This is a genomic window from Kaistella flava (ex Peng et al. 2021) (assembly GCF_015191005.1).
GTDB lineage: Bacteria > Bacteroidota > Bacteroidia > Flavobacteriales > Weeksellaceae > Kaistella > Kaistella flava.
This window is the reverse complement of record NZ_CP040442.1, coordinates 1,722,496-1,734,775: the sequence shown is the minus strand read 5'-3', so window position 1 is coordinate 1,734,775 and position 12,280 is coordinate 1,722,496. Positions and strand designations below refer to the sequence as shown.

The following is a 12,280-nucleotide window of genomic DNA, read 5'->3' as shown; positions in this document are numbered from 1 at the left end:
ACTATGTAATATGAAGATGGAAAGTAATACTTTTATATAATTTTTATTTTTTAGTACAATTTTGTTGGTCTAATTCTTTTTAAACATCAAGAAGTTTTAATTTAAAAAAGCAATTTTTTAGCATGTACGAAACATATAGTAAATTTTCTTGGGAGGTAATTGCTAAATTTGCAAATGCCTCTTTACATTCATCCTTTACAGAATGTAAAATAAAAAATATTTCGTCATCGTCGAAACCTAAATTTTTAAAGTATTCAGAATGAATATTATCTTTAGATAAATGTAAGAATGCAAAGTGGGGTCGCGACGTTAGCCATCCCAGCTTCTCGGCTTCCCTCCATACTGCAATGGAGACCAAATCTTCAATTGTCGTTTTTAACAGTACACCTTTCTCGTTAATTGTTTTTAATATATTTGAATACTTTGATTCAGTTCTAATTAGAGAAAATGTTCTCCTCTCTGCAGAATTTTCGTTTATTACATTTAATATATTAGTAATTGATTTTTCACCTGCATCATCATTATCAAAAAGGCCAATTGCCTTTATATATTTACCATCAATATGCTTATTGAGTGATTTAGCCCAAATTAAAATTTTACGTTCAACCCAACTAGCGCCGGCGCCAGTGGCCAAAGTTTCAATTAGAACAGAAGGTGATAACTGTTTAAAGTAGAAATCAATAGTGCTTTTTATTATAATTTTGTCAGATTTTCCTTCAACGAAAATAGTTTCAATAATATAAGAATTTAGGTAATTTTTAATACGCTCAATATGAAATATTAAATCTCTTAAATAAGATTTCCATGATTCATTCTCTGATTCATAAAGAATTACGTGCCATAATTTATTAAAATTAGTTACATATTCTTCATGTTGTGTTAGCCCCAAAATATACAAAGGAACATATAAACCTTTTCTTTCTTTATATAATTCTTTTACCAATATGATACCACCAGAAGGTAATAGCGGACCATCTTTATGAAGTGGCATAAGCAAGTCAGAAATTAACAAATGGTATTTCGTAACCTTTAAATTTGCATAAGCTTCGGTTATATCACATGCTTGATCAATATGTAAAGAAGTTGATGTTACTTCCTTAATTGTTTTAATAATACTATAAATCTTAATTAGATCATCATCAACAATTAAAATTGAAATATTAGGACTCAAAGTTTTTCATTATTATGGTTTTTAATTCGTCTTTCCAACTATCTCTAATAGAATCATAAAATACTGCTCCTTTAAAAAAAGGAAATTCCGACGTATATTTAGCAACTAATTCATTAAAAGTTACAATTTCACATCCTACTGGAAACTTATCAAACATCGTAAATAAAATAACAGGCACTTCAATAAATCGACGTTTCATTTCGCGTAATATTTTTTCCCCGCCGAATTGTTCATAATTTTGAGATATGTCATTAGATAAACGATCCCAAAGTGGTATTGTCATATCTAGAATAACTAAATCGTATGTGTTATTTCGGAGTGCAGTGATACCACTATGAAATGATTCTGAAATATCTAAATTATAACCTTCTAAAGCAGCTTCTAATTTTTCAATTTTTATTTTGTCATCTTCAATTATTAATAGATTCTTCATCTGATGGTTTATTATAAATTAAAAACAATGAAACGGTTACAGTGTTGTCAGTTATTAAATAATCAAAATGATCGGTAACACATTTAGCTTCATAAATCATTATTCTTTTTATTTTGTCGAAGCCACTTTGTCCTTCAACATTCGATCTATCAATATTAGAAAAATCTTTCCAATTTTTTTTAATAGCTTCAAGGTTAGTTGTTACTTTTTTAATATCCAAGTTATTAAAATTGTTCGAAATATCAATCTTTACAAATTTATTATCTACCAAATCAACGTCAACGGTAATTAAAATATTGCCAGCTAAATTTGAGTGCACAATGCAGTTTGAAAATAAAATATTAAATACATAAATCAGACTGGCATAACCTGCTACTTGATCGAACGATATATTTATCTTTGAAGTTATTGTATAATTATTATATAATCGCTGAGTCATTACAAAACTAGCATTAATAATGTCTTCAATCATAAGAAGGTTCGCAGATGAAGATGTGTTTAAGAAAAACCAGTTGGAAACTTCATCTAAACAAATTTTAACATCAGTTATTGATTTATTTAGATTTTCAATTAGATATATGGTAGGAGGAAGAGAAAGCTTAGAAATTTTGTCAATAGTTTCTAAAACAATATCTCTATATTTTTCGAATAAAGTAATTGTAAAGTAACTAACAAGATTATCTCGAAGTGTGAAATTTGTAAATAGGATCAAATCATTTAGTAGTGTGTCAATGGAGTCCCCAGCAGTATTTAAATAATTAACATATTCTGAATAAAATTCATAAAGAATTTCATCTGTGGTATAATAATTAAATAAGCCATTTTTTTTACTTAAATTATTTTCATGATTTATTTGAATAACTTCATTAACAACAAAGTCATTTAATGAATCAACTCGATTACTCAATTCTTTAATTAAAGTTTGAACTTCTAGATTTACCTGAACATCTTCAATAATATTTGACCAAAATAAATTATCAATATAATCTGCGCCATTTTTTGACGTTAGTAAATTTAACGAATCAAATACACTTCGTAACTGATTTTTTAAAGCACCGTGACGAATTCTAGTACTTAAACAAGAATCAAGACCATATTCTTTACTAAATAAAAAGTTTTGACGGACAAAATAATATATGTTTTTAAAAGCTATAAAATCAGCATCATCATATTTATCCAATGTATTGTCGGCAGACTCCTTTAAGGATTTCTCCCAATTACGCTTACGAGACGAATTAAAACCTGAGAGTTTTGTTGCTTTTTTTTCTTGCACAATATTCCAAAAGCGATTAAAATCATCTGTATATTTTTCAACTAAAATTTCTTTTAGCTTGGGAACGTCTACAAATAAACGAGCATCATTTACTTCTTGAATAACATTTCTTACTGATAGATTTTTTTCAATTTCATTTTTTTCTGCCTCATAGTGTATTTTATTTGCGATATCAATACTTATTAGTTTAATTAAAACTTTGAGACGAAATTCTTCAACATCTTGAATATTTGAGAAGAAATATTTTAATGTATCTATCGTATAAATTTTAAATAGAACATAAATGCATTGGTTAATATCTAATTTGTGTAACAAACTATCCAAATCATTAAATTCTATATTGTTTTTATAAAGATATTCATCTAAAAGTTCATATAAATCGTATTCAGAATTAAATAGAGATCCTAATATTAAGGCATTGCAATTATTTAAATATGCGTACTTATCCGAATCTTGGAAAACAACATCATAAAGATTTTTATAATTTATTTTATAGTAATATATATTTTCATCAAAGTATATATCATAAAAAAGAACAATGGCATCGGTAATTTTTTTTTCTTTAATTAGTGATTCATACAGATAAAATGTTGTTATTTCCTTAAAATAATTTGGAGAACTATGTAGAATGTTACTTTCATTTATTAACGAGATACATCGACTGTAATGCTCTTCTCGATATGCGGTAGTAATATCGCCGCGAAGTATAAATTTATTATCAGCCGTATAATAATCATATGGACTGTCGTGCGGAAAATTATAAAGTACACTTTTATATCGGGAATAATTCAATGTATTAAAAGGCACATATTTCGGAAGAATGTTTTTGTGATATACCGGCGAAAGGAGTAGTTTTAATGAATTATGCGAACTGGAACAGTATAGAGAAATATTTAAATTATTGTTTCGCTCTATTTCGTATAATAGCGCTGCAATATGAAAACCAATATAAACATTTGAATATTTAACAGATAATTTAGCAAGTGCTTTAGATGCTTTTTCAGATTCTGAATTGAATTGCATGAATTGATAAATGTTAAGTAGTATATAATCAATTGATCGCATACCAGTATCCTCAAACGGCAAAGCTAAATTTATTAATGATTTTACGTATATCTCCCAGACTTCGAAATCAATAACATTGGATGAAATAGCTTTACATGACAATACTTTTGATTCTGCAAAATTACCTCGGTAGTATTCTTCTAATATGTTTTGGATTATATCATTTTCTGGATATTGAATTAGCTGTGTACCAACACTTATTATGTTTAAAATATTTGGAATCCGATTATCATTGCAACCGGCGCGATGAAGCTTAATTAAAAAATCTTCAAACAGTGAAAAGTATTTTTCATTATGTACGCTTATATGATATAAAATAACTTCAATCAAGACTAAATATTGATCAATGATACTGAAAATATTACTCACATAAAGAACGCTTGATAGGTCATTGAAATTATACTCAAATTGGGCTAATTTAAAATTTCTAAATACTAAGAAATCGTTTAAGAACCCGAATACATTCATTGTATTCAAATCATTTTGGAATTGATTTACAAAGCTTTCAAAAGGTAAATTAGTTTCAATTTTTTTACTAGATGAATTTATACAAAAATTGTAAATAGGATTATTTGTAAGAGATAAATACTCACTCAGAAGCTTCCAATTAGAACTTGTACCTAATTCATTTTCGGTCAAATGTAAACGAGACTCTAATAACCATAGACTATAACCATAACTATGCTGGATGTAATCTAATGTTTTATGTGCTTCGTCAAAATTTTCCGTTAATAATGCTTGGTTAAATGTTGAAACGCATGTCGAAAAATCTACAATTGAATTAATGTTTAAGAGAAGTTTATTAGTAATCCATAAAAATTCTTTTTCGAAATCTTGAGTAAAAACATATGGTTCATTTAATGAAACATTCTTAATCTCTCTAATTAAAGCTTGACTTTTCAGAAAATTCTTTAATGGTGTGTTATTCCGAAAAAATTTCTCAAAAGAACCTGGAGACAGTTCTGTTTTTATATAATTTATTTTTTGGTGAGGAGAAATTTTCGAATTATTTAAAATTTGACGAACTTTCATAGATTAAAAATGTAAATTAGAAGGACTGTAATTATGAAAATATAATTGACGCTAATCTAATGAAAAGTTATTATATTTTTGTTTATAATGGGTAGCAAGTGGAATAGGATATAGAATATTACTGCAATTTTTATAAAATTTAAAAAAAATTTAAGGATTTATGCGGATGGTAATCATCGAAATGTATGATATATATTTATTTCTATAGAAGTATTTGATATACAATAATAGGTAGTAAAATATATTAGTGAATATTTAATCTTTTCCTGAGCAAAATTGCAAATAAGACAGATAACTATTAAAAATATATTATAATGAAATATGAGAAATGCATATAATTTTACTTTATATATTTTTTCACCATGAATCTGTTATAAAATGATTTTCTCATCAGAAGCGGATAAGATTATTTTATTAAATTTTTCTATTACTTTATAGTGGTTAATCATCAGTGTACATTTATGTACTTTGCAAAATACTTTCTTAAATTGTCATCACAGACATATACATATGTACCTTTAATGCCACGAAACATCAAAGTTGTATAAATATTTAAAATATATTGGTGTAACTCATTTTGGTTGTCAATACCTTGTTTACCTTTCTTATCAAAATATTTTGCCTTATCAATTTCTATTCTATTAGTTTCTTTATTGAAAATTATTTCATTCCCGAAAATAACACCGGAGTAATTCAAGTCATAACCCTGAGTCGTATGAATACATCCCATTTCATTCATGGCTTTTGTTGAATTTATCCAATCTGATGGAACTCTGTTCCAAAATAAAGGAATGCCATCAATAATAGTATCAGGTTGTTCATCGTACCTAGAAGTCCATTCCCATGAATATCCTGCAACGAGCCTACAGAGACCATATTTTTTTTCTTGCTGACCAAGATCCTCAACTAAATGTGCAAGTGAATTATAGAGCCGCAGGTCATATTTTTCATGCAGGGCAGGACCGTGTAAATGTGGAGATTCCGAATTCATCAAGGCATGAACAAATTTAATATAATCCAAACCACCTTGAACTCGTAATTGTGATTTTAATTCAAGATTAAAAGTACCTGGTGCATTTCTGATAAGTTCAAAATCCTCTTCTAAAACGTCAGCTGGCCGGACCGATTGTTTAGAATCGTAAAAGAATAATTGATTTTTACTTTTAACTAAAATCCAATCCAATTCGGTACCGGTATTATCGAAACCTAAACGTCTGTTGGTTTTATCAAAATCGCCATAGCCCGTTATTGATTTCCTTCTTTTTAAGCGGTGAGATTCATCGACTAACAATATGTCATACTCATTTTTTGAGGCTTCAATTGGAGAAATGACCATGCTTTTCTTTAATCCACGAATATTTGCAAAAACATTTTTTAAAGTTTCTCGTAAAGATTTCATCGGAACAACAAAGGCAATTTTTAAGCTAGAGTATTTATTTTGTACTTTTTGTGCAAGTTCTAATTCTATAATGTCCTCAGATTCATTATCTTCATAATCTTCGACATCAAATTTAGTTAATAAAAGTTTCATCAAATAAACAGCAACAACAGTTTTTCCTGTACCTGCAGAACCTTTAATAAAAGTTGTGCTCTTTTCGTTAGAAAGTAAAATCTGCAAATATTCCCGAACTGCCAATTTCTGGTCTATCGAAAGTGATTTGTACGGAGAATACTTAAATAGATCTGAGTTATCGATTGCCAGAATATCTTTAACAACAACTTTTTCAAGTTTTAGTTTTTCCCAAATATTTTCAAAAACTTCAAAATAAAAATTACGCTGATAATAATTATGTTCGACTAAACCCGCATTACCATTTAGTAATGAAAAGTTACCATCTGCAGCGATATATTTAATGAGATTAGATTCAATATCAAGTGTTGCTGATTTATTAAATAATGGACTTGATATGATGAAAATGTATTTCAAATGGTTTTTTAAAGGATTTGAAAGATGGTTAGAAATTCTACCTGTACCATTTGCTGATTCACCTACATATGCAATTTTTTTCCCCGTATCATAAATAATATATACGATCGGAAAATTGTTTGAAAAGTATGTATTATCATTTAGTTTGTACAAATAGGTTTTGTCAAACAAATAGTTATCCAATGAAAAATTTGTTAATTCAAAAGCCATATGTTATAAATTATTATACTTCTTACTTGAGCCTTTGGCCTTATTGATAGGATATTTTAAAGCATTTATTTTTAATTTATCTTCAATAATTTCTCGTACATTCAAATTATACTTATCTGCAAGATTTAATGCATATGTAAAAATGTCAGCTAACTCTTCCTTTACTTTATTAATATTAACATCTTCATTACGGTTCCATAAATATATTTCTAATAATTCAGATGTCTCAATATTTAAAGCAATCGCCAAATCTTTAGGATTATGAAATTGGTCCCAATCTCTCTCTTTGTTAAAGGCTTTGATTTTTTCTGTAAGTTCTGAAATTTCTGACATAATTATTTCTATATAAAGTTTTTAGCAGAATTATATTCTTTATCAAAAGGTAATTTTAATTCCGGAAGTAATTGCGGTGCTGATAATGCCCAACTAACATAATAGTAGGCAAGCATTTGGTAACCACTAAAATCGCTTCCTTTTATGGATTGTACTGAGTATCCTTTTTTCTTACCAGGGTTAATACCATTTATACCTAATGTGGCAATTTCAAACGCAGTTTGTTTTATTTCTGAAGCAGACTTATTTTTAAAATATTTTAAAGCACCAACCATATACATCATAACTGCTGGATTTAAATCATCATCTAAGTGATTTTCGAGAAAGTTGTGCATTTCAATCTGCTGATTTGCCTCTGTATCAGGATCTATATTTTCTGTGAAGGACAAATCATCTGTAGGAATCTTTGTTTTATAATACTCATCTTCATGAATCAACTGAAAATAATTATCCAATTTAAGGTCATTACCCCAATTCTGAATTAATTCATATTCTTCTCCTGGTTGTTTGTCATCCTTATACTCAATATATTCATCGTAGAGTTTTTTTGCCTGAACTAATTCCGAGTGTGACGCACTAAACTGTTTTGTGAAATCAATACCGAATAAATCTCTGAATTGAAACGCATTAATAAGATTGTAAATCTTTGATTTGGAAAGAATTTCGGAATCAGTCAATTCCACAACTTCCTTTCTTGTAACGGCATCCAAACCTTCAAGAAGCATCGTCAAGAGAGATGTAAACTGGACTGGCCTGAATGTGGGGAAATTATTAAATATGCGATCTTCAATAAATAAATCTATCGGAGCGTTGTAAATCTGTCTATTAAGGCCGTCGAATAAACTATTTATAACATTACTAATTGATTCTTCAGAGTAGCCTTTCTTCTGAAGTCCTATACAATATTCATTATACCTGGTCAAAAATTTTAATCTACCCTCATTGGTAGATAAGAACAATTTATTTTCGGTAATTAACCTTGCCTCAGATGCTAGTTCAATATGAGTTAGTTCATGAAGAATTAAATGTAAAACACCAGGATATCTTGATTTATATTTGATTAAATGATAATTTCTATTGTGGTTTTCTGCAACTTCAACTTTAGCTGCAGTTGGTATCGAATTGTCTACTTCAATCTCGATTCCTTTGTCTGAAATTTCTTCTATATGTTTCGTAAAATCTGCAAGAATTTTTTCTGATTTTTTAGAATTAATAATCATTTCAGATATTTCTCCAATGAGATGTACAGAATTTTGATATAATTCATCCTTCAATTTGTTTAACTGAACACTTTTTAATGCTAGATCAAATGCTTTAGAATTATCACCTCTTATAAACGCTAAACGCCCTAAAGCATAAATAGTATTGGGATAATTAGGATTAATCGATTGTGCTTTTTCAAAGTATTTCTCGGCTTCATCATATCTTTTCAAGGCTAAAAGATTAGCGCCTATATTATTCAGTGAAATATTATCATCAGGATCTACAATAGTAGCTTGATTGTAGTATTTCATAGCTGTATCAATATCATCCTTATCGCGCGCAAAAATATTACCCATCATAATTAGTGCATAAGCATTTTTAGGATCCCATCGTAATGAATCGATTAGGGAATCTATCGCTTTATCAGTTTCACCCAGTTCTGATTCAATTTGACCTTTAATACGGAATAAATCAGAATTTGATTTATTGTTGTGGCAAAGCTCAACAGCAATTGGATATGCATCTTGGAATTTACGTGACTCACATAAAGAGATTAGTTCATTATATTTACGTGTATCTATAAATAGTGTTGAAAAATCTACCGTAACACTTATAATGTCATTATCTTCTTTTACAGAAGGGACTATACCATCAAGTGTGTAAAAACTTTTAATAGAAGCAGTAAGGCCTGAGATATCGCCTTCGGCAACATTAAAAAGTGTAAATAGAAAAGGATTTATTTTGTGGAAAATCTGCATTGCGTAATTATAGTGAATATTAATGACCGTAAATATACGAAATGAAGTAATTAAGAAAAAATTAGCGCAGATAAAAAACGGTGCAGTTTAAACCTTTTTTGAATAATAGGTGAATAGAAAATTAAGATAAAAATCACAAGCTTATTTTAAAACAATAACGAATTTGGAAATACTGTAGTGATAAATAGGAAGCTACGTTCGACTTCCATTGACCAGCAATTAGTTATAAGTAAAAATAACGCAAAAGAAAAAGCGGTGAATTTTTAAATAAAATGAGTTTAAAATAAAAATAAAGTCGATAATTAATAAAGTGCGAAAAATAAATTAAGATATTATTAAGTATTGAGCAAACGGAAGAAAGAAGACGAAACATATCATAGAGTAAGTAAGTAACTGAATTTCCGCAAAAAGAATAATTTATTTTGTGGTTATAAAAAAAACTATATTATACAAGTATATAAGTGCAAAGTAACAAAGGGCGTAGCGCCCTTTGCATTGGAATGGTCTATTTCAGCATAATTTTCTCAAGAGAGAAAAAATTAAATTTGTTTACTGAAATTTCACTTACTCCACTTACTTCCCAAAAAGACTTTATATAAAAGAAAAAGAGTGCAGTAATTTACCTGCTCTTAATTTTCAAGATTGTAAGGTATCTTTTCTTGTTTTATTGGACTAAGTATGGAAGTACCTGAATTCTTATTTTCCCGATCAACATCATCGAACTCTTTTAATAAAATTGGATAAACGTAAATCTTATTCTTAGAGATTCTAGTAAAACCATGCTTCTTTAAAGCCATACCAATTTTACGAACTGAAGTATCTGTGACATTTAAATTCGCTCTGCTTGCTAATACCTGTGCTATTTGTGTTGTATTGAAAAAGTAGGTTGCATTCTGTCTATCTGCAGGTTCAAACCAAGTCAGAAGTAGCTCTTCTTCAGGCGATTTTAATTGATACTGTTCGTTATTGGCATTGATTTCTTTTGTTTCTTCTTGATTGAACCAATGGCGGAACCCTTCTTTTTTTAATTTTGAGGCTTGGGCATAAACTTTATTGATATCGATATCGTGTGTATATTCGATGTGTTCGACTTCAAAACAAAGGAAGCGGCGTGAGCCGGTGGTATCATTTAGAAACTGTGCGGTGTTAACTGAGCCAGCGAAGCTGGCTCTTCGTGGCATGTTTTCGTTATTATGGCCGTAGGCTTTACGCATTCTGATGTGGGTTTTGGTGATCAGTTCTTTGAGGGAACCTATTTCGGTACGGTTTAGATTTTCGAGTTCGTCCAGATTGATGAGCATGCATTCTGCCAAGTGAATTAATGTGTCTTTGTTGTTGGGATTGATGGTGCCGGAGAAAATATATTCTTTTAGAGGTTGTGGCATTAGTTTTTCAACCCAGGTAGTTTTACCCAGTCCCTGCTTTCCTGAAAATACTATAACGGTTTGATTGACCTGCTTTTCATCTAAAACACAAGCGACCATTGCTACGAACCATTTTTTAAAACAGTTTCGCCAAAGATCCTGTTTTGTAGTGGTTACGGTATCGGCAAGTTTCTCTATCCAGTCGGTTTCTTCTGAAACATCAGGATTGTTCTCAAAATAGTTTAAGAAAGGATCAAATATTTCGCAGAAGTCCGAGTGCAAAAGATTCCGAAGTGAATTAATACTGCATTTTACTTTTGCTTTTAAGATTTCACGTAGAAGGGAATTTTCTGCAAAGTCCGTCATGTGCTTCCACTTTGAAGCGCGCAGCGTTTTGTATTCGAGTTTTCCCAAAACAATATTGTAGCGGAAGTTATAACGGTTGTTGAGGAAGTTTTCTAACTTATCGATGTATGAAGGCTGTTCATCTTCATCGTCACTAAAATTACCATCTGTAGTTTTTGGCTCGGACGATTCACCTTCAATTTTTTTTACTCCCGTAGATTGCTCTGATTTTATTGGTTTTTTCTGAGGATGAAAAGTGTCTGAACTAAATTCAGAAGTATTTGCATAAGCAGATTTCACAGCGGTGGCAACTTCCTGACTGTTGTAATCATAATCTGCTAAAATATAGCCCAAAGCCATTGATTCTGGAATCCCTTTCCTGTTGAGATTATTCGCTAACTGGAAGACGAAATTATTTCTGTTACCGTCCACAAATGATTCTTTTTTTTCGGTGAAACTAACAGTGTGGGTATATAATAAATCATAATTGATGGGTGGCTTATGTTTGATGCTGGATATTGGAGCATTGTGATTATCTTCTGGCGAAGACTGTTTCTGAATCGTTGTAAAGACGGTGAAATTTTCGTTCAGATATAACGCTGGATCGAACGAAACGAAACATAACCTGGTGATATCTTTTCCTGATTTGTCAATTTCTACGGATAATAATTCTTCGAAATAGGTTTGAAGTTTCCGGAAAGTTTCTTTATGCTCATTTTTTCCAGATGCTACTTTTACCAAAATTTTCAGGCCATTTCCAGAAGGACTGATAAACGAAGCAAAAACGTTTTCATCTTCCTGTATTTTGGATTGACACTCTTTCAGTTTTTCGGTAGTTAGTTTATCGATATCCAAGACCATTAAGCCGGTATAGTTGGTTAGAAATTCCATTTTTCTACCTCCTTTAAATGTTGCAGAAGGTGTGAATGCTGGCAGTGATTTCTTGGCTCTTTCTGCAGCTTCCATTTTATTATCGGCAAGTGATTTTCTAAGGTAAGTAATAGGATTTATGTAAAGGCCTGATTTAATATCATCTAATATTTTCAGGATGTCTTTGTTTTCAACAACTTCATTGAAATTTGTGAATAAGGTTGATTTCATTTTTGTAGAGTTTATAGGTTAGAAGTGCGAGGTTTGAAAAAAGCCCAAAGCAGAAGCATGGGCTT

General features: G+C 29.9%; 7 protein-coding genes. All 7 read right to left on the bottom strand.

The window, feature by feature from the left end:
• Window positions 1-79 precede the first annotated feature (79 nt).
• The 7 genes from Q73A0000_RS07920 to Q73A0000_RS07890 all read right to left on the bottom strand — a co-directional run bounded on the left by Q73A0000_RS07920 (window position 80) and on the right by Q73A0000_RS07890 (window position 12,215).
• Window positions 80-1,171 carry a hypothetical protein gene (locus Q73A0000_RS07920; protein WP_193813512.1) on the bottom strand — a complete coding sequence of 364 codons (1,092 nt, stop codon included), beginning with the start codon at window positions 1,169-1,171 and terminating at the stop codon, window positions 80-82.
• The gene (locus Q73A0000_RS07915) at window positions 1,161-1,604 is read right to left on the bottom strand and encodes a hypothetical protein (protein WP_193813511.1); all 444 of its coding nucleotides are present in this window, start codon (window positions 1,602-1,604) and stop codon (window positions 1,161-1,163) included. Before Q73A0000_RS07915 ends, Q73A0000_RS07920 begins: the two co-directional genes overlap by 11 nt.
• The gene (locus Q73A0000_RS07910) at window positions 1,582-4,974 is read right to left on the bottom strand and encodes a hypothetical protein (RefSeq protein WP_193813510.1); all 3,393 of its coding nucleotides are present in this window, start codon (window positions 4,972-4,974) and stop codon (window positions 1,582-1,584) included. The genes Q73A0000_RS07915 and Q73A0000_RS07910 overlap by 23 nt, the downstream gene beginning before the upstream one ends.
• 448 nt (window positions 4,975-5,422) lie before the next feature.
• Window positions 5,423-7,111 carry a DUF2075 domain-containing protein gene (locus Q73A0000_RS07905; protein WP_193813509.1) on the bottom strand — a complete coding sequence of 563 codons (1,689 nt, stop codon included), beginning with the start codon at window positions 7,109-7,111 and terminating at the stop codon, window positions 5,423-5,425.
• A gap of 3 nt (window positions 7,112-7,114) precedes the next feature.
• Complete coding sequence (locus Q73A0000_RS07900; RefSeq protein WP_193813508.1) at window positions 7,115-7,444, bottom strand: nucleotide pyrophosphohydrolase; 330 nt, start codon at window positions 7,442-7,444, stop codon at window positions 7,115-7,117.
• 8 nt (window positions 7,445-7,452) lie between these two features.
• Window positions 7,453-9,405 (bottom strand): tetratricopeptide repeat protein, encoded by a 1,953-nt coding sequence (locus Q73A0000_RS07895; protein WP_193813507.1) that lies wholly within the window; start codon window positions 9,403-9,405, stop codon window positions 7,453-7,455.
• A 629-nt stretch (window positions 9,406-10,034) separates the two neighbouring features.
• Window positions 10,035-12,215 (bottom strand): VapE domain-containing protein, encoded by a 2,181-nt coding sequence (locus Q73A0000_RS07890; protein WP_193813506.1) that lies wholly within the window; start codon window positions 12,213-12,215, stop codon window positions 10,035-10,037.
• Window positions 12,216-12,280 lie beyond the last annotated feature (65 nt).

What these genes read in the sequence shown, in the direction of transcription:
- Q73A0000_RS07895 (WP_193813507.1), bottom strand. Translation starts at nt 9,405, where the DNA reads ATGCAGATTTTCCACAAAATAAATCCTTTTCTATTTACACTTTTTAAT.
- Q73A0000_RS07910 (WP_193813510.1), bottom strand. Translation starts at nt 4,974, where the DNA reads ATGAAAGTTCGTCAAATTTTAAATAATTCGAAAATTTCTCCTCACCAA.
- Q73A0000_RS07915 (WP_193813511.1), bottom strand. Translation starts at nt 1,604, where the DNA reads ATGAAGAATCTATTAATAATTGAAGATGACAAAATAAAAATTGAAAAA.
- Q73A0000_RS07905 (WP_193813509.1), bottom strand. Translation starts at nt 7,111, where the DNA reads ATGGCTTTTGAATTAACAAATTTTTCATTGGATAACTATTTGTTTGAC.
- Q73A0000_RS07900 (WP_193813508.1), bottom strand. Translation starts at nt 7,444, where the DNA reads ATGTCAGAAATTTCAGAACTTACAGAAAAAATCAAAGCCTTTAACAAA.
- Q73A0000_RS07890 (WP_193813506.1), bottom strand. Translation starts at nt 12,215, where the DNA reads ATGAAATCAACCTTATTCACAAATTTCAATGAAGTTGTTGAAAACAAA.